Raw genomic sequence first — 17,968 nt, 5'->3', positions numbered from 1 at the left:
ATTTCCCTTCAGAAGGGGTCAAAAACGTAGACACACGGCAAGTTATCCACAGGTGCCTCAAGTCCTTGGGCCACAAGGTTTTGAGGCGCTTCTTATGCCTACGGACTGTCGAACCCGAGGAGATGAATCTATCAAAAGAAATGCAAATACATTGACAATGAAATGGAATTAAATTAACATTAAGTTAGGTCAGCCGACCGACTGATATGGGGTGAGAAAGTGATTAATGAAGAAGACAGCCAACAAATTAATACACGACAAAGTATACTTGATGCAGCTAGTAAATTGATTGCACAGAAGGGTGTCAAAAATACTAGTTTGGCAGATATCTCAAAAGAAGTTGGAATAAGCAAAGGAACATTATATTACTATTATTCGAATAAGAATGATATTATCTATGACATTGCAGATATTCATCTTAAACAAATGACTGAAGAACTATTGGCTTGGATAGATAATATAGAGCATAACACTCCACCGGAGGAAATATTAAGGGTAGTATTCGAGAGAATATCAACTGCGGAAACAAGAGGTAAGCTACATCTCTATCTCGTTGGTGATGCGGTAACAAGTAATGAACCTCTTAAACAACGCTTTAGGGAAAAATATGGGGAGTGGCGAATGACACTAGAAAATGGGCTCAGAAAGGTGTTGAAAAAAGGAACGGTCGATTATGAAATACTATCCCATATAATACTGGCGGCACTTGATGGTTTCACAATCCAGTGGAGGCTTGGTGTAGATATAATTCCAATTGACGGGATTGCCAACTTTATTGCTAAGGTTGAATAATAATTTTAAGCCTTATCGGCCGGTCGGACGACTGGTCGATTTACAAACGTTAGGTGGAGGGAGGCGACTGTCCGAACATTTTTGTCAATATCTTGAAAGATTATAAGAAGATAAAGGCACGATTAATAGATGTGATTGCTTAGAGAACTCGTTCACCTAATGCTAAACATCAAACTTCGCGTGACGAAAGCTTCTGGTCGATGGTTTCGCCGAGCTGCTCTATCCCAAAAGGAACCCTTTGCGATGAAGAAGGACTTTACCCCCACCGAAGCAGGTACTGTGGCCCCTCCCACTTGAAATAGTGGAAGCCTTGGGATTGGATAGGAGTTCCAACTCAAAATCGAAAGAAGGCGTTTATAATGTACAAATTGTATTGCAGGATTTATCAAAGTGTTTTCAAAGTATTCGCTTATATCCTGCCCTGGCGTAAGCCAGAGGTTATACAGGGAGAGAACAGCTTAAATAAGCTACCGAAGCTAATAAAAAGTAAGCATGTAGATAGCGTCTTGATAGTAACGGATAAAACGATTGTAGCCCTTGGACTTATGGAGGGATTATTTGAAGGTTTAAGTGATGCGGGTGTAGACTTTGTTGTGTATGACCAAACCGTTCCGAACCCAACCATTGATAACATTGAGGATGCGTTGCAGATGTACAAAGCAAACAACTGTACAGGTATAGTTGCTTTTGGCGGCGGCTCTCCGATTGATTGTGCAAAGGGTGTAGGTGCACGTTTAGCAAGACCCAAAAAGAGTATTTCTAAGATGAAGGGGGTGTTTAAGGTTTTGAAAAGAATCCCTCCTTTATTTGCTATTCCAACCACTTCCGGTACAGGGAGTGAAACCACAATTGCTGCGGTTATAACCGACAGTAGAACCCATGAAAAGTATGCAATCAATGACACTTCACTCGTTCCACAGTATGCGGTACTTGACCCGGTGCTTACTGTTAATTTGCCACCGCATATTACTGCAACCACCGGGATTGATGCTTTGACACATGCCGTCGAGGCTTATATTGGTAGAAGTAACACAACAGAGACAAAACAGTACGGTAGAGATGCGGTAAAGTTAATTTTTGAAAACATCTTTGAGGCATATTCCAACGGCAAAAACCTTGTAGCACGTAAGAATATGCAAGAAGCTTCATTTTTGGCCGGTCTTGCATTTACACGTGCCTATGTTGGTTATGTACATGCGATTGCTCATACTCTGGGGGGATTTTACTCAGTTCCTCACGGCCTAGCTAATGCCATCATCCTGCCCTATGTTTTAGAGTATTATGGTAAATCAGCACACAAATCTTTAGCAGAACTTGCTGATGTAGTTGGTCTAAGTTTACCAGGGGACACAAGTGAACAAAAGGCCATAAAGTTTATTGAAGCTATTAAAAGGCTCAACGAAAGTATGGGGATTCCCAATAAAGTGCAAGGGATAATTAAAAGTGATATTCCTTTGATGGTAGAACGTGCTTTGGCCGAAAGCAACCCGCTTTACCCAGTGCCAAAGATAATGTCCAAAAAGGATATAAATAATATTTATCATATTATTAAGGAGTAGGTAATTATGTTTGGTTATGCTGGGAAAATCGCTAAGATCAATCTGAGTACTGGGACAGTGGGGGACTATACCATATCGGATAAGGATCGTGAAATGTTCTTAGGAGGCAAAACGCTGGCTGCAAAGATCATTTATGATTCTTTTAAGAGTAAAGTGGAAGCTTTTTCTGAAGAGAATATTATAGTGATCACTACCTCTCCCCTTGCCAGTTCAACATCCCCATGTTCATCAAGGTTTAACGTCTCTACAATTTCTCCTCTGACAGGCCTCTTAGTGTCTTCAAATTGTGGTGGAAGCTTTGGATTGCATCTTAAGCGTGCTGGTTACGATGGACTTGTTATTTGTGGAAAAAGCAAAGAAAAGGTATATGTTGAGATTACGACTGAAGATATTTCAATCAGAAATGCGACACATTTGTGGGGCAAAAATACTAGTGAGGTACAAGACCTGTTAGGTGGTAAAAACATAGGTAAGTTCGTTATAGGTATTGGCGGAGAAAATATGGTTAGGTATGCTGCAGTTATTAGTGAGGAACGGGCAGCGGGGCGTGGCGGAGTTGGTGCTGTGTTTGGTTTCAAGAACCTTAAAGGTATTATCGCTAGTGGAAAAGAGAGTACTGAGACGTTCGATAAACAAAATTTTAAAAATCACAACCTTAATTGGATAAAGTCCTTGAAAAAACACATACTTACAGGCCAGCAGTTACCAAAGCTTGGAACTGCATCACTTGTAAGTATGATGAATTATCGCAACCAATTTGCTACCAAGAATTATTCTAGGGGGAGTTATCATGACTTTGAAAGGATTAATGGCGAAACATTAAGGCAAGATCACCTAATCAAGAACAAAGGCTGTGTAACTTGCCCAATTCAATGTGGCAGGGTAGTTAAAGCCTATGGTAAAGAGGTTAAAGGACCTGAGTTAGAAACATTAGGCTTGCTTGGCAGCAATTTGCTTAACAATGATATGCAAAGCATCTTAAACCTCAATCATCTTTGCGACGAGTATGGAATTGATACCATTAGCTTTGGCAGTACGGTTGGTTTTGCAATGGAGCTAAATGAAAAAGGTTTATGGAAGAATGGATTGACCTTTGGCGATTGCTCACGACTGGAGGAATTAGTTAAAAAAGTAGCAACCCGCGAGGGAATTGGGAATGAATTGGCAGAAGGAACAAAACGTATTGCTGACAAATATGGTGGCAGGGATTTCGCAATGAATGTAAAAGGACTTGAAATTGCTGCTTATGAGCCACGTGCAGCACAGGGAATGGGATTAGGGTATGCAACGTCAAACAGAGGTGGGTGTCACTTAAATGGAGGTTACCTTGTTGTGCTCGAAGGGCTGGGACTAAATGTTAGTGGAAGGATTGCCAAAGGAAAAGCGGCCTATACCATCTTCTTTCAAGATTTGATGGAAGCAGTATCAGCTGGTGGAACGTGCCTGTTTACTACCTATTCCTTACTCCCTCAGGTGTTGATAAATAATCCTAATAAAAGTCTGGTAAGGTTTATTAACAGAGTTATACCTTATTATGGCTGGTTGGTGGGCTTTTTGCATAACAACGCTTGGTTAATGAGCTTTAACCTGAAGGGGGTACTGCCACATCCAGCGTCACTTAGACTAGTGACAGGCCTTAAGGTGACTATCGGGAGTTTCCTGAAGACAGGCGAACGGGGTTATAATCTTGAAAGGATTATCAACATTAGACAAGGACTGAAGAGTAGTGATGATACCCTGCCTAAGAGACTTACAAGTGAGCTTCAAAGGGCAGATGACCCGGATAGTAAGGTGAAACTAGAAGTAATGATTCAGGATTACTACAAAATCAGAGGCTGGGATGAACAGGGTGTGCCAACGAAACGTAGGCTTAAAAAACTGGGTTTAGAAGGGTATAGTCTATGATTACTGTTAAGTTTTTTGGCCTGATCAGTGTTGACTCTAATATAAGGCAACTGCTTGTAAAAGAAGGTACAGTAAGAGAGGTTTTAAATGAGGTCGTACAGAGCTGTCCTAATATTTCAGAACAGTTACTGACACAGGCAATTATGTTTCTCAATAATCAGCACATCACTGGAAAAAAACGCTTTTCTGTCGTACTCAAGGAAGGAGATGAGTTGGCTTTACTTAGTCCTTCAAGCGGGGGATAATGTGGGACTTTTCTAGAACTCGCAAAAGTTAAAGAGACAAAAGACTATCTTTTTTTGAGAGATAGTCTTTTGTCTCTTTAGTGAGAGGATAATCCTTGTCGCGGTTGCTCAACACTGGTGTAATTCTTCAATCAAGTTATAAAACGGGCCCTCTAACCACTTTAGGCAAGGCTATGTGGTTGGTTAAAAACTCCGGCAGTAACTTAGTTTTTATTTTTAGTAGGCTTATTTTTTTTAAAAGCCTCGATACAGAAATTAACAAATTTCTGCTGAATAAGGTCGAGATTATAGTTTTCAGGCCAAACAAGGCCGAGAGATACTTTTATGTTATTACTAATTGGAATATAGACGAAATCAGTATCAGGAATAATAAAAAATGAGGATGCCAGCGCTACTCCAAACCCCTTATTTATAAAGTCTGATGAAGAAGCAAAAATGTCAGAATGAACAAGAATATCGGGATCCCCATATTTTTTTAGCATTTCAGCATAGGGAAGACAGCCGTTCTCAATGATTATGATGGGATATTTAACTATTTCTTCTAAAGAGGCATTCTTAAATTTATTTAAGGGATGGTTTTTGCCAACCACAGCGTATAATTTCCCATTTCGAAGCTTTTCAAAATTGAAATTATATCCTTTTCCCTGTGTCTTCGAATACTTTTTTAAAATATCGTCAGATATCGCAATAAAACTAAGGGAACAATTATCAGCTTGAAAGTTTGAAATAACCCTTAAAGAATTGGTTTCTTTTAAATTTAGGCGTATATGAGGGTACTCTTGATGAAAATGAATTAATACCTTGGATAATATCGTATTGCCTAACTGTTGAGTTGTGTAAAGAGTCAAGCTTTCGACTGAGTTTTGTTTTGCTTCTTTGGATAAAGCCAAATCATGTTCTAATTCTTCTATTTTAGCCAATACTTCAGTTGCAGTCTTGACAACTTTTTCCCCTTCCTCTGTCAGATATACTCCTTGCCGAAAGCGATTGAGTAATTTAACTCCAAGCTCTAATTCGAGTTTGTGAATCGCACTACTTAGAGCGGGTTGACTGATATGAACGAGCTCAGCAGTGTAAGAGATTGATTTGTTTTTAGCAATTTCGCAAAGATAGTACAGTTGTTCTAAGCGCATTAGATAAAAACCTCCCTTGCAGTTTCGGTCAAGTAGAAGATCATTATTAATTATATAACATATTCATATTGCTTATCTAGCTGGATATAAAGAATCGATTGGTCAAAGAGATTACTGGAATATATGATGATGATAGAAAGGGAAACTATATAAGAGGTTAAGTTTTAAAGCCATCGAAGGTAGAGGAGGAAATAAACGAATGGTAAAAGTTAAAATGACACCCAGTGAAGCAATTTGTGAGACACTTTTAGCGGAGGGCGTCGACCATGTAACCGGTATTCTTGGTTCTGCGTTTATGGATCTATTAGACTTATTTCCGACAGCCGGAATTAAATTCGTACCGGTTCGTCACGAGCAATCAGCAGGACATATGGAAGATGCCTACTGTCGTGTTACCGGAAAATGTGGTGTTATCATCGGACAAAATGGCCCGGGAATCACTAATATGGTTACTTCCGTGGCTGCCGCTAACTCTGCACATACACCTATGGTCATTATTTGTCCGTCTGCTGGTACGCCAACGATAGGTTGGGATGGCTTCCAGGAGGCAGATACTGTACAAATATTCAAAGCTATTACTAAAGCGACCATTCAAGTTCCTCATCCGAAGCGAGCAGCAGATTGTTTAAGAACCGCTTTCCGTATTGCTTATGCAGAGCGGGGGCCAGTACTTTATGATATCCCTCGTGATTATTTTTATGGTGAATGTGAGGATCAAATCTTAGAACCACATCAATACCGAGTCGATAAACGTGGTTGCGGGTCTAGAGAATCTCTTGATCGAGCAACTGAGATTCTGCTTTTTGCTAAAAAACCCGTAATTGTCTCTGGTCGCGGGGTTGTGGACACTAAGTCTACTGATATTGTGGCAAAACTGGCAGAACTTCTCACCGCTCCCGTTGCTTGCACTTACATGCACAATGATGCTTTTCCATGTGACCATCCTCTTTGGGTTGGACCGATCGGTTACATGGGATCAAAAGCAGCCATGCACTCATTGGCGGAAGCGGATGTAATTCTTGCTCTTGGAACTAGGTTATCAGTCTTCGGTACTTTGCCGCAATATGATATCAACTATTTCCCGGAAAGTGCAAAAATCATCCAGGTTGATATAAACCCTAGGAATCTTGCTCGGACTCATCCCGTGGAAGTAGGAATCATAGGGGATGCCAAGGAAGCGGCTGTTGAGATCCTAAAGAGACTGGAAACAAAAATATCTACTCCGAAAGTAGATCAAGCCCGTATAGATATGATCCAAGAACGTGTTCAGGAATGGAGAAATGAGCTCATCAGCTTGGCCATGGTTGATGGCGTGCCAATCAATCCCCGTCGTGCCTTGTTAGAAATCCAAAAGGTAATGCCGGAAAATGCAATCGTGGCTACAGATATTGGTAATGTAGCTTCAACGTCTAACAGTTATCTGGAGTTTAAAGGAACGGGCAAGCACATTGCGGCACTTACCTTTGGAAACACCGGATTTTCATACCCTGCAGCTTTAGGGGCGCAGATGGCCAGTCCCGAGGCACCTGTAGTTTGTATAGTAGGGGACGGAGCATGGGGAATGAGTTTACATGAGGTAAGCACTGCTGTTGAACATAACCTACCAGTTGTAGCAATTGTCTTTAGAAACGGCGCTTGGTGTGCTGAAAAGAAAAATCAAGTAGATTTCTATAACAACCGTTTCGTGGGGGCGGAAATCCCTAATCCTGAAAGCTTTGTGCCGGTAGCTGTGGCGATGGGCGCTGAAGGCATCCGAGTGGTTAAACCGGAAGACGTTGGACCGGCACTAGAGAGAGCCTTAAACTTGCGTAAACCATTTGTTTTAGAAATTGTCTGTGATGGAACACAACTCGCTCCGCCGTTTAGAAAAGATGCTTTGAGGATGCCTACTCGTCTTCTTCCCAAATATCAACATCTCGATGTTAGGAACTGGTGAGTTAATCAGATTTCTAATCTGGTTAATTCAAGAACTTAAAAGTAAAACTCGTTCAGCTAAAGTTGAACATCGAGACTTCGGCGATGTCTCCAGAGGGAGTCTTAATAAAACTTGTGAAAGGGGAAAAGAATGATGAAGGTTACCGTGATTGGAGCAGGGGTTATGGGACCCGGAATTGCTCAAATTTGGCTAATGGGCGGCCATGAAGTGGTACTTACGGATCTTGTGCAGAAAGCATTGGAGGAGGGCAAAGAAAGTATTTACAACAGTCTTCAGACTATGAAGGCGATGGATATTATTGAAAATGATGCTGAGCTGTATATGTCTAAACTTGAGATTTCAACTTCTTTGGAACAAGCTGTCAAGGGAGCTAAATTAGTCATTGAGGTTGTACCCGAAAGAATGGATATTAAACAACAGCTTTATGGTCAGTTAGATAAATTATGTGAAAAAGATGCCATTATAGTAAGTAATACATCTTCGTTACCTTTGCCGGAAATTTTCCCGAATTTCCGGACGGGTAAGTTTTTTGTAGCACACTTTTTCAATCCTCCTCAGATACTTCCGCTGGTTGAACTTGTCAGGAATGAGACAACCGAGACAGAAGCTGTTGAATGGTTAAGAAAAGAATTGGAACTGTGCGGCAAGACACCCATAGTTGTCAATGGATTTATCAAAGGATTCTTGGTAAACCGTATGCAGTTGGCTATGACCAGAGAGGCCCTTAATCTTCTGGATCAAGGCGTAGTATCTGCGGAGGACTTGGATAAAACAACTATGGCGGCGGTTGGCTTCAAGTCAGCTTGGCAAGGGATTTTCAATACTATGGATTTTGTTGGACTCGATACTGTAGCTTTTGTGAATAACATAATTTTCCCGGATCTTTGCAACGATACTAGCGTACCTAAAATAGTTACAGATAAAGTGAGCGAGGGAAAATTAGGTATCAAAACCGGTGAAGGATTTTATAAATATGATCAAGGCAAAAGAGAAGAAGTGACACAGAAAAGGCTAACAGTTCTGCTTGAACAACTTAAGCTTTGGAATAAATACAAACCTTGTGATGTATAAGGGGAGTGACAGGGATGAACACCAAAGAGACTTTGGCCGCTCCTAAGGAAAAATTCAAAATGACGGACAGGCAGAAAAAAATGTGGCCGATATTGATTCTTGGAATATTCTTCGAGGGGTTCGATGACGCAGCACTTAATTTTGTTCTACCGTATATTACACAAGAATTTCAACTGACAACCGAAGTAGTGGGTTATGCTTTATCTTTGGTCGGGATAGGTGCATTGTGCGCGTTCTTTATTGTCCGAATGGCGGATAAGGTTGGGAGACGTCCGATTTTTCTAGGATGTGTTTACCTGTTTTCCATCTGTAGTCTATTGACAGTATTTATGCCAAATATTTATATGATTGTCGCTGTACAGTTTTTAGCAAGGGTATTCCTAATTGGTTGCTGGTCCATCGGATATACCATATTATCTGAGGAATTTTCCTCAGATAATCTAGGAGCAGTAAGTGGTTTGTACCAGATGACAGCAGTTTTGGGAGCTCTGACTATAGCTTTACTTCTGCCTTTAGTTCTTAAGCTGGGTTTTACCTGGAGAGCTTTGTATCTTATAGGCGCCCTTCCTCTGATTCCCGCCTTTATCTATAGAAAGAATCTGCCGGAAACTCAGCCTTTCCTAGAGCTTCAGAAACAGAAAAAAGCGGGAATAAAACAGCCCAAGGAAGACTTCTTCGCCGTATGGAAAAAGCCTCATGCAAAATATCTTTTGGTCATGTCTTTAGTATGGCTATTCTTATATTTTGGGATCAAAGGTTCATTGAATTTCTTAACTATGCGTTTGGTGATGGAACTTGCCTGGACACCCAGTATGGTTAGCATAACGATATTGTCCCAGACCCTAGCCGGTATGGTTATTATTAATCTGAATGGACGGTTGTTAGATAAGCTTGGAAGAAAGGGTGCTGCTCTAGTCATTATATCAGTAGGAGTAGCTGCCACGATCGTACAGTTCAATGTTCAAAGTTTTTACGCAGTGATTTTTTTCGGGATGATTGCTGCAGGTTTTGTCAATTCATTTCTGATAGTGGCTTCCACCCTTACCAATGAATTGTTCCCGACAGAACTACGTGCTAATGCAACGGCTTGGAGTAACAATATTATTGGACGGTTAGGTCAGATTCTTGTACCTAGTATGATAGGGGGACTAACTATGAGTATGTCCATCGGTCATTCTGTGAGTATTGCTATGCTTATGCCGTTAATATCTCTTATGCTTATCTTTGTGTTCTTGCCTGAGACCAAAAAACCTGCCCAACAAGTTAGGCAGCAGGAAGTAAAGATGTAACTATGAGGTGTTTGAACTATTATTAACTAAAATTAAGGAGGGCCTAACCATGAGTAACAAGTGTAGAGCAGGTGGTCTCGTGTCAGAGGTATTTAAAAAAGAAGGGGTTAAGTATCTTTTCGGAATCCCCGGCGGGCATATTTATCCAACAATGGAGAGATGTGAAGAACTGGGAATTAAGTTCATCGGTGTACGTCATGAAATGACTGCTTCCTTTGCAGCTGAAGGGTGGGCGCTGGCTACCGGAAAAATCGGAGTATGCACAGGGACAGCAGGACCCGGGTTTACTAATATGGTAACCGGTATGGCTAACTCGTTTGTTGGAGGAATTCCCGTAATGCATCTGGCAGGGAAGGCCAGAGTTATAGAAAATGACCGAAATGAGCTTCAGGATTTTAACCAAATGGCAATTGTAGCAAGTATGACAAAACATTCCAGAGCAGTAACAGAACCGGAACGAATACCTGAATATGTAGGAAGAGCACTTGCTCACGCCGTTAGCGGCAAACCCGGACCTGTATACTTAGAAATTCCGAGGGATCTGATGGATACAGAAGTTGACCTTTCAACTGTGGAATTTCAGAAAAACTACTGCTTAGATAGTAAACCCCAAGGAGACCCTGCAAGTATTAAAGGTGCCCTGGAACAGATTCAGCAGGCTAAAAAGCCAGTGATTATTGCAGGTTCTGGAGTTTGGTTTGCCCAGGCGCACAATGAACTAAAAGAATTCGTCGAAAAATCAGGTATACCATTCGCAACTCGCAATGCCGCTAGGGGTTGTGTCTCCGATAGCCATCCACTCTTTATATGTCCTGGTTATAATCATCCTATTCTCCAGGCAATCATGGCCGAAACTGATCTGGCTATAGTAATTGGCACAAGACCCGGCTTCACATTAAGTCGCGAAATTTTCCGTAAAGATCTGAAGATTATTCGCCTAGATGTTGATGCCGCCGAACTTACAAATCAACTAGATATTTCCATCGGCATTAACGGAGATGCTCGAGAAGTTCTTAGACAGCTCACTGATGGAATTAGTCAAGGCGGTTACCCGGAATGGGCTGGATATATTAATGCCGTAAAACAACAGTTCGCAGGTTTTTTTGTCCAAATGTGTGATGATAAACATACCCCCGTTCATCCTGTACATCTTATGAATCAAATTGCACAGAGAATTGATGAAAATACCATAGTGGTAATCGATGGGGGAGATACAGCTACCTGGGCAACTTTAGCTCTTCCGGCCTATGGTCCCGGACAAATGCTTTCGATTGCAGGTACAAGTTATGGGCCTTTGGGAGTAGGCATGGGATATGCCATTGCCGCTAAACTTGCCCATCCGAACAAGAAGGTAATAATGGTGACCGGCGATGGGGCATTTGGCTATGGAGCAATGGAATATGATACCTGTATACGTTACGGGCTTGATATAACTACTGTCATCCTTAATGATGGTATGTGGGGCATGATTAAAAGAGGAGAAGCCAAAAAGTCTAGTGGAAAATCAAAATTTGTAGGTGTACATCTTAATGAACAAGTACACTATGAGAAAATGGTAGAAGATCTGGGTGGCTATGGCGAATTTGTGACGGACCCTGACGAAGTAGGAAACGCCATTGATAGAGCTTTGGCTTCCGGTAAGCCTGCTTGCGTAAACGTTATCACCGATCCGGAAATTGGACCTCCGAGATAAGGGGGTTATTTCCAAGAGAGAAAATTATATTCTAGAAACATTTATAGAAAATGGAGGATTCTAAGTTGAGCGTAAAAGATGAAATATATGCATTTTGCGAGAAAATGAATGCCGACCCTGGCCATATCGAGTCAAAAAGTTTAGTATTCCAGGTAAATCTAAAGGAAAGCGGCCCCATACAAATGGTCATCAAAGATAGCAGTATTACAGTATTTGAAGACAATCCCCATACACCGGAAATTACTTTGATAATTTCTGATAATAATTACTCAAAATTACTTAAGAATGAATTGAATACTACAATGGCCTTTATGACAGGTAACATCAAAGTTGAAGGTAAATTAGATAAGGCGTTTAAGCTTCTAGAAATTGTAAAGCAATACCAATGATAGACATGTTAGCAACCACTGGAAGATTTTAATATCCCTATGATATTTTTGGCAGGGGTGGAGATATTTCAATAATCTCCACCCCTTTGCTAATTGTGATTAGCCTTAGTGAAAAGCAGCGAAAGCTGCTTTTTAACGTATTTCTTGGAACAAAACAGGAATATACACTTGGGGTGTGGAATTTATATATAGTGTGGACAACTTAACAAGAGGAATCGTACAAGAAATCGCACAAGGACAATTTATGAATTGTCCCTACACGTCATGGATGGTCAAGTGTCCTGATGGTGAAATTTTTATGTTTGGAGGATGGTTCTGTGGCGAAGGCTAAAAGACGCCGCACGGTTAATAAACAGGTGAATATGAGAGTAAGTTCCTTATCTGAGACGATACGCAATGAAGTGATCGGAGTTTTTATTGTGGGGATGTCTTGCTTAGGGTTTGTTACACTTTTCTCAGATAAGAGTGGTGTGGTTGGCGGGCAAATCAAACACCTTTTAACAGTGCTAGCAGGGAGTGGAAGAGTTAGTATTCCACTTATAATTGGGGCATGGGGTCTTGCATTTATGAATAAGCAAAGTTCTCGGTTGGGATCTAGAGCCGGGGGGGTACTCCTTCTTTGGCTTGTTTTTATCGGAATACTCCACCTTCAGTTACCTGAAATAGATACATTTTCAAGTGCGGAAATAATGGATGAAGGTATGTTAGGGCATGGTGGCGGGCTTATCGGTGCCGGAATTGCAATCCTCTTAAAAACAACGATCGGCATCTCTGGAAGCTACGTTGTTTTAATAATGGCTGCGCTTATGGGAGCTTTACTGATTACTAATCGCTCGTTAATAAAAGGAGTTCAAGAAGTAGGGCAGGTCGGAAAAGAATCAGGACAATGGGTCAAACACCAAATGGGGGATTTTATCGATGTTCTTAAAAATTCTGACACAGAGGAACCCCGGGATAAGAGTCTTGTTTCTCAGACCGATTTAAAAGCAGATGCAAAGCTTCCAACCAAAAAGGGTACTACAACAAAGGGGACCGCACGGGTCCTTGACCCGGATGTCGTTGAAAGGCCGCTGGTTATAAAAACCCTTGAAGATCATAATGAGATTCCAGACGAAGCTAACATTCCACCAAAAGGGCAGTTAGGATTTGATAAGTTATCTAATCCAATGAATGAAAATACCATTATGCCACCAGGAAAAGTGACCAGTACACCCGTCTCGCGTCAAACCCGACAAGATGGGAATTTTCAGCTCCCGCAAGTCATGTTGTTAAATAAATCTCTGAAAGTAAAAAATCCGAGGCTTAATAAGGACTTAGCCGATAATGTGAAAACACTGGAAGAAACCTTAGGAAGTTTCGGAGTCAAAATCAAAGTGACTCAGGTCACTCAAGGGCCTGCTATTACACGTTATGAGGCGCAACCTGCTCCAGGGGTTAAAGTGAGTAAAATTACAAATTTGGCGGACGATATTGCTTTAAGCTTAGCATCTGCTGACGTACGTATTGAGGCACCTATCCCAGGGAAGTCAGTGGTCGGTATTGAGGTACCCAACAAAGAGATCTCGATGGTTCATTTTCGCGAAGTCCTCGAAACGCCTGAGTATCAAGACAATCCGAGTAAATTAGCCTTGTGTTTGGGCAAAGACATTACAGGGACTCCAGTCATTGCAGATTTAACAAAAATGCCTCATCTTCTCATTGCAGGGGCAACGGGCTCCGGAAAATCTGTATGTATAAACACGTTAATTCACAGTATCTTGTTTAATGCTCGTCCTGATGAAGTGAAGTTTTTATTAGTAGATCCTAAAATGGTTGAACTGGCCAACTACAATGGTATTCCCCACTTGATTGCGCCTGTTGTTACGGACCCGAGAAAGGCAGCGGGTGCTTTGAAATGGATTGTGACGGAGATGGAGACTCGTTATGAACTGTTTGCTGCTGCCGGAGTGAGAGATATTGTCCGTTACAATTTTCTGCGCACCCAGGATAAGCTCGATGAGCATCCACCGCTACCGTATGTTGTAGTAATCATTGATGAATTGGCTGATTTGATGATGGTGGCACCGGGTGATGTAGAAGATGCGATTTGTCGTTTAGCCCAAATGGCTCGTGCTGCAGGAATTCATTTAATTGTTGCTACTCAACGCCCATCGGTGGATGTAATAACAGGTCTAATTAAAGCAAACATTCCGTCTCGTATTGCTTTTGCAGTATCTTCTCAGACGGATTCCAGAACTATTTTGGATATGAATGGTGCTGAGAAGCTTTTAGGACGAGGGGACATGCTTTATTATCCCATGGGAGCTAGTAAGCCCCTTCGCGTCCAAGGATGTTATTTGGGCGATAAAGAAGTAGAAAATGTGGTTTCGTTCCTACAGAATCAAGCTAAACCTGAGTACCAAGAAATACCGAACCTTGATATAGTGAATACTAATAAGGAAGAAATGGAAGATGAACTCTTTTACCAGGCAGCCCAACTTTTCATTGAAGGCGGAACGGCTTCTGTCTCTCTTCTACAACGCCGTTTACGAATCGGATATACACGGGCCGCCCGCTTAATGGATTTTCTTGAAACAAAAGGGGTTGTCGGTGGATACGAAGGCTCCAAACCCAGAGAAGTGTTAATGACAAGAGGTCAGTTTGAATTAAAATATGGTCAGTGGGTGGATGAAATAGTACATTAGTTGCATATTCCTTCTGTAGGATTTATGATAACATAAAGAGTATATCGAACTGGAAGGAATTAATGATGATTAAGGAGATTAATGTAGAAGAACTCAGAACTTTAGATAAGCCGATTCTGATTGATGTTCGCTCTGAGGGAGAATATTCCGAAGCGACGATTCCAGGTGCTATTAATCTTCCTCTTTTTAATAATGAAGAACGTGCTGAGGTTGGTACGACATACACACAGACTTCACCGAGTTTGGCCCGGGAACTTGGACTAAGTATTGTTAGCCCAAAGCTTCCAGAAATGGTCAAAAAGGTGGAAGAATTTTCAAAAAAGGGACCACTTGTCCTTTTTTGCTGGCGAGGCGGTATGCGAAGTAAATCTTTTGCAACGGTAGTAGAGCTAATGGGCATTCCTATTTATCGTTTACAGGGAGGGTATAAAGCGTATCGTACTCAAGTGGTTGATTTTTTTCAAAAAAAATTGCCATTTCAGGTAGTGGTGCTCCGGGGGAATACAGGAGTTGGAAAAACTGAGCTCTTGGGCCATTTACGAGCTGAAGGGTATCCTGCAATTGACTTAGAGGGACTAGCCAATAACCGAGGATCTGTTTTTGGCGCCATGGGTCTAGGTAATCCGCCGTCTCAAAAAAAATTTGAAGGATTATTGTATGAGGAACTTGCATCATTAAATGAATTTCCTTATATTATTGTAGAGTGTGAAAGTAAGCGAATTGGCAGGGTTACCTTGCCGGCATCCTTCTTTACAGCAATGCAAGAAGGTATCCAAATACTTCATTATGATTCCTTGGAAAATCGAGTTCAACGTCTGATAAAAGAATACACCACATTTCCGGAAGCTATTCAGGAGATAAGAGTTGCTCTAGGGCGGTTAGTAAAGACGTTGGGTCATGTGAAAGTTCAAGAGTTACAGGGGTTGCTAGATTCTAACTGTCTGGACAAATTCACCGAGCGATTACTTGTCGAGTACTATGATAAACTTTATGCTTATCCCAATAAGCCAAGCTCTAAGTATGCCTTTTATATAAACTATGAAGAGCCTGCGAAGGCGTTAAGGGAGTTGGAGTGCTATCTTGATGAGAAGGTGGCCCAACGAGGCGGAGAACCTCCTGTACCTAGAGTACGATATTCAACAGAATAAGCCAGGATTGCTAGGCGCAGTAACTACCCTAATTGGAATGCTAGGCCTTAACATTTTAACCGTTACGGGGATCGATCAGGTCAGAAGAGGGCTTTTGATAGAAACTCATTCAACGGGAAAAGTAAAAGCATTACACGAAGCGCTTAGCGAAGTAGAAGCCATTAAAGTAAGGGCCTTTCGTCAACCAACCCTGTCAGACCGAATCGCACTACGACATGGTAAACGTCTGGATATGGCAGAGACCAATCCTCCGACCTATCGGTTTGTTCGGGAAGAATTAGGTGTGTTAGTTGACTTTTTAGGAGATACTTTATTAGAAGGCGGAAATAACGTCATTGGAATAAGGGGCATGCCTCGTGTCGGTAAAACGGAAGCAGCGATTGCCGCCTGCGTCTATGCCAATAAGCGATGGATTTTGTTGTCGTCGACTATTATTCGTCAAACTTTACGAACTGAACTACTAGCAGACGAATCCGTAAATAGTGTTTTTCTAATTGATGGTATTACTAGTACCACTCGAGGAAATGAAGCACATTGGTCCTTATTAGAAAAGACTTTGCAAGTACCAAAGCCTAAGATTATCGAACATCCGGATATTTTTATCCGGGACGGTCGATTAGAAGTTGACTTTGATTTTATGATTGAAATTCGCCATCATGAAGACGACGTCATTCGTATAGAGGATATCGCAATGAGTTTTAGTGCATTCGATATGAGTTAATAGGGATAGAAAGGGGGTTTTAACGATGGCAGGAGAAGGACAAATGCTCCGGGCCGCTCGTGAAGAAAAAGAGTGGAGCTTGTTGGACACTGAGGAAATCACAAAAATTCGTGTGCGCTATATTCAAGCCCTTGAAGAAGAGGAATACGGGATACTTCCGGGAGCTACTTACGTTAAGGGTTATTTAAGAACCTATGCAAAACAATTGGGTTTAAACCCTGATGATATTATTGGACTCTATAGTTCATCAATCAAGCAAGAGGTTACACCTGTCATTGAAGAACCAGACAGGATGGTTGTTCGGTCTCACTCATTGTGGGTTAGGCCAGTGATCATCGGAGGTATGGCGTTGGCGGCAATAGTGTTGGCAATTAGTATCAAAAATTTGTATCAACCAGAGGATATTCCAGACTCAGCTTTCACTTCACCACCCTTGATAAGTGCACCTGATTCTGGCCCAACGGAACCCTCTCCAACTGTACCCAAGACGCCTTCCCAAAGTTCCCCGCCAGATGTTGTAGCCTCTACGCAAGATGGCTTAACCGCACATTTAGTTTTCACACAAGCCTGTTGGATTGAGATTAAAGTTGATAATCAAGCACCTTTTCAGGGTACATTTGCAGCCGGCTCTACTAAAGAGATCAAAGGAACAGATAAAATTGAGCTGGTCTCAATTGGGAATGCAGGCGGACTAACAGTAACTTTGAATGGTAAATCCATGCCGAGTTTAGGAAAACCAGGCCAAGTTCTGCGTAATATTATTTTGACGAAAGAAACGTTGAATCAACTTTAACGAATTCAAACTTAAGATTTAAAGGAGAGTTTATTTTGGCTAAAGATTCTTCATTCGATATTGTTTCCAAGGTTGATATGCCTGAAGTTATGAACGCAATTCAACAAGCCCAGAAAGAACTTGCGCAACGCTTTGATTTTAAAAATAGTAAATCGTCGATTAAACTTGAGGGCGAAAAGATTATTTTAGTTTCTGATGACGATTTCAAAATGACTAATGTAGTTGACATTCTAGAAGGAAAACTTGTCAAGCGAGGAGTCTCCTTAAGAGCCTTAGACTATGGAAAGTCTCAACCAGCGGCGGGTGATACAGTTAAGCAAGAGGTTAAATTGGTTCAAGGAATCGCCCAGGAGAAATCGAAGTTAATTATTAAAGCCTTAAAAGATAGCAAAATCAAAGTGATAACTTCAATTCAGGGAGAAGAAATTAGAGTGTCCGGTAAGAATAAGGATGACCTACAAGCAGCTATTGCCTTATTACGCAAGGAAGATTTTGGAATAGAATTACAGTTTATCAATTTCCGGTAAGAAAACTTGGCTAGCGTCAATCACTATAGTTGAGGTAACCTAAAAAGCGCCTAAAAATGCTTGGCAAATTTGCCAAGCTTTTT

Annotated in this window: 16 protein-coding genes; 15 read left to right on the top strand and 1 reads right to left on the bottom strand. The window is 41.3% G+C overall.

What is annotated here, in order from left to right:
- Positions 1-219: 219 nt before the first annotated feature.
- From HGJ98_RS14815 to HGJ98_RS14795, 5 genes are all read left to right on the top strand, one after another.
- A complete protein-coding gene (locus HGJ98_RS14815) occupies positions 220-792 on the top strand; it encodes a TetR/AcrR family transcriptional regulator (RefSeq protein ID WP_291352186.1) in 573 nt (190 codons plus the stop codon).
- Between the two features lie 159 nt (positions 793-951).
- The gene (locus HGJ98_RS14810; protein ID WP_291352184.1) at positions 952-1,089 is read left to right on the top strand and encodes a hypothetical protein; all 138 of its coding nucleotides are present in this window, start codon (positions 952-954) and stop codon (positions 1,087-1,089) included.
- A 62-nt stretch (positions 1,090-1,151) separates the two neighbouring features.
- On the top strand, positions 1,152-2,351 hold the full coding sequence (locus HGJ98_RS14805; RefSeq protein ID WP_291352182.1) for an iron-containing alcohol dehydrogenase: 1,200 nt from the start codon (positions 1,152-1,154) through the stop codon (positions 2,349-2,351).
- A gap of 6 nt (positions 2,352-2,357) precedes the next feature.
- Positions 2,358-4,256 (top strand): aldehyde ferredoxin oxidoreductase family protein, encoded by a 1,899-nt coding sequence (locus HGJ98_RS14800; RefSeq protein ID WP_291352180.1) that lies wholly within the window; start codon positions 2,358-2,360, stop codon positions 4,254-4,256.
- Positions 4,253-4,501, top strand: coding sequence for a MoaD/ThiS family protein (locus HGJ98_RS14795; RefSeq protein WP_291352179.1), 249 nt, complete (start codon positions 4,253-4,255; stop codon positions 4,499-4,501). Before HGJ98_RS14800 ends, HGJ98_RS14795 begins: the two co-directional genes overlap by 4 nt.
- A 203-nt stretch (positions 4,502-4,704) precedes the next feature.
- On the opposite strand, the gene HGJ98_RS14790 is transcribed toward HGJ98_RS14795, so the two are convergent.
- Positions 4,705-5,634, bottom strand: a complete 930-nt coding sequence (locus HGJ98_RS14790) for a LysR family transcriptional regulator (protein ID WP_291352178.1) — start codon at positions 5,632-5,634, stop codon at positions 4,705-4,707.
- Positions 5,635-5,833: 199 nt separating this feature from the next.
- Between HGJ98_RS14790 and xsc the strand changes: the two genes are divergently transcribed.
- The 10 genes from xsc (at position 5,834) to HGJ98_RS14740 (ending at position 17,885) form a co-directional block, all read left to right on the top strand.
- Positions 5,834-7,570, top strand: a complete 1,737-nt coding sequence (gene xsc / locus HGJ98_RS14785) for a sulfoacetaldehyde acetyltransferase (RefSeq protein ID WP_291352177.1) — start codon at positions 5,834-5,836, stop codon at positions 7,568-7,570.
- 132 nt (positions 7,571-7,702) lie between these two features.
- Positions 7,703-8,641, top strand: a complete 939-nt coding sequence (locus tag HGJ98_RS14780; RefSeq protein ID WP_291352176.1) for a 3-hydroxyacyl-CoA dehydrogenase family protein — start codon at positions 7,703-7,705, stop codon at positions 8,639-8,641.
- Between the two features lie 14 nt (positions 8,642-8,655).
- Positions 8,656-9,930: an MFS transporter gene (locus tag HGJ98_RS14775; RefSeq protein ID WP_291352175.1), complete on the top strand. Its 1,275-nt coding sequence runs from the start codon at positions 8,656-8,658 to the stop codon at positions 9,928-9,930.
- A gap of 49 nt (positions 9,931-9,979) precedes the next feature.
- Positions 9,980-11,623 (top strand): thiamine pyrophosphate-binding protein, encoded by a 1,644-nt coding sequence (locus HGJ98_RS14770; RefSeq protein WP_291352174.1) that lies wholly within the window; start codon positions 9,980-9,982, stop codon positions 11,621-11,623.
- Between the two features lie 65 nt (positions 11,624-11,688).
- Positions 11,689-12,012, top strand: coding sequence for an SCP2 sterol-binding domain-containing protein (locus tag HGJ98_RS14765; RefSeq protein ID WP_291352173.1), 324 nt, complete (start codon positions 11,689-11,691; stop codon positions 12,010-12,012).
- A gap of 317 nt (positions 12,013-12,329) precedes the next feature.
- On the top strand, positions 12,330-14,696 hold the full coding sequence (locus tag HGJ98_RS14760) for a DNA translocase FtsK (protein ID WP_291352172.1): 2,367 nt from the start codon (positions 12,330-12,332) through the stop codon (positions 14,694-14,696).
- A 65-nt stretch (positions 14,697-14,761) separates the two neighbouring features.
- The gene (gene mnmH, locus HGJ98_RS14755) at positions 14,762-15,844 is read left to right on the top strand and encodes a tRNA 2-selenouridine(34) synthase MnmH (protein WP_291352171.1); all 1,083 of its coding nucleotides are present in this window, start codon (positions 14,762-14,764) and stop codon (positions 15,842-15,844) included.
- Positions 15,780-16,565 (top strand): DUF3388 domain-containing protein, encoded by a 786-nt coding sequence (locus tag HGJ98_RS14750; protein WP_291352170.1) that lies wholly within the window; start codon positions 15,780-15,782, stop codon positions 16,563-16,565. Before mnmH ends, HGJ98_RS14750 begins: the two co-directional genes overlap by 65 nt.
- A gap of 25 nt (positions 16,566-16,590) precedes the next feature.
- Positions 16,591-17,358: a helix-turn-helix domain-containing protein gene (locus HGJ98_RS14745; protein WP_291352169.1), complete on the top strand. Its 768-nt coding sequence runs from the start codon at positions 16,591-16,593 to the stop codon at positions 17,356-17,358.
- 35 nt (positions 17,359-17,393) lie between these two features.
- On the top strand, positions 17,394-17,885 hold the full coding sequence (locus HGJ98_RS14740; RefSeq protein ID WP_291352168.1) for a YajQ family cyclic di-GMP-binding protein: 492 nt from the start codon (positions 17,394-17,396) through the stop codon (positions 17,883-17,885).
- Positions 17,886-17,968: the final 83 nt, after the last annotated feature.

Source organism: Desulfosporosinus sp. (assembly GCF_014237355.1).
Taxonomy (GTDB): domain Bacteria; phylum Bacillota; class Desulfitobacteriia; order Desulfitobacteriales; family Desulfitobacteriaceae; genus Desulfosporosinus.
Note: the sequence above shows the minus strand (reverse complement) of the source record. Positions and strands in the feature narration are given on the sequence as shown.

What these genes read in the sequence shown, in the direction of transcription:
- HGJ98_RS14745 (WP_291352169.1), top strand. Translation starts at nt 16,591, where the DNA reads ATGGCAGGAGAAGGACAAATGCTCCGGGCCGCTCGTGAAGAAAAAGAG.
- HGJ98_RS14775 (WP_291352175.1), top strand. Translation starts at nt 8,656, where the DNA reads ATGAACACCAAAGAGACTTTGGCCGCTCCTAAGGAAAAATTCAAAATG.
- HGJ98_RS14805 (WP_291352182.1), top strand. Translation starts at nt 1,152, where the DNA reads ATGTACAAATTGTATTGCAGGATTTATCAAAGTGTTTTCAAAGTATTC.
- HGJ98_RS14780 (WP_291352176.1), top strand. Translation starts at nt 7,703, where the DNA reads ATGAAGGTTACCGTGATTGGAGCAGGGGTTATGGGACCCGGAATTGCT.
- HGJ98_RS14790 (WP_291352178.1), bottom strand. Translation starts at nt 5,634, where the DNA reads ATGCGCTTAGAACAACTGTACTATCTTTGCGAAATTGCTAAAAACAAA.
- mnmH (WP_291352171.1), top strand. Translation starts at nt 14,762, where the DNA reads ATGATTAAGGAGATTAATGTAGAAGAACTCAGAACTTTAGATAAGCCG.
- HGJ98_RS14800 (WP_291352180.1), top strand. Translation starts at nt 2,358, where the DNA reads ATGTTTGGTTATGCTGGGAAAATCGCTAAGATCAATCTGAGTACTGGG.
- HGJ98_RS14770 (WP_291352174.1), top strand. Translation starts at nt 9,980, where the DNA reads ATGAGTAACAAGTGTAGAGCAGGTGGTCTCGTGTCAGAGGTATTTAAA.
- xsc (WP_291352177.1), top strand. Translation starts at nt 5,834, where the DNA reads ATGGTAAAAGTTAAAATGACACCCAGTGAAGCAATTTGTGAGACACTT.
- HGJ98_RS14810 (WP_291352184.1), top strand. Translation starts at nt 952, where the DNA reads ATGCTAAACATCAAACTTCGCGTGACGAAAGCTTCTGGTCGATGGTTT.
- HGJ98_RS14750 (WP_291352170.1), top strand. Translation starts at nt 15,780, where the DNA reads ATGAGAAGGTGGCCCAACGAGGCGGAGAACCTCCTGTACCTAGAGTAC.
- HGJ98_RS14795 (WP_291352179.1), top strand. Translation starts at nt 4,253, where the DNA reads ATGATTACTGTTAAGTTTTTTGGCCTGATCAGTGTTGACTCTAATATA.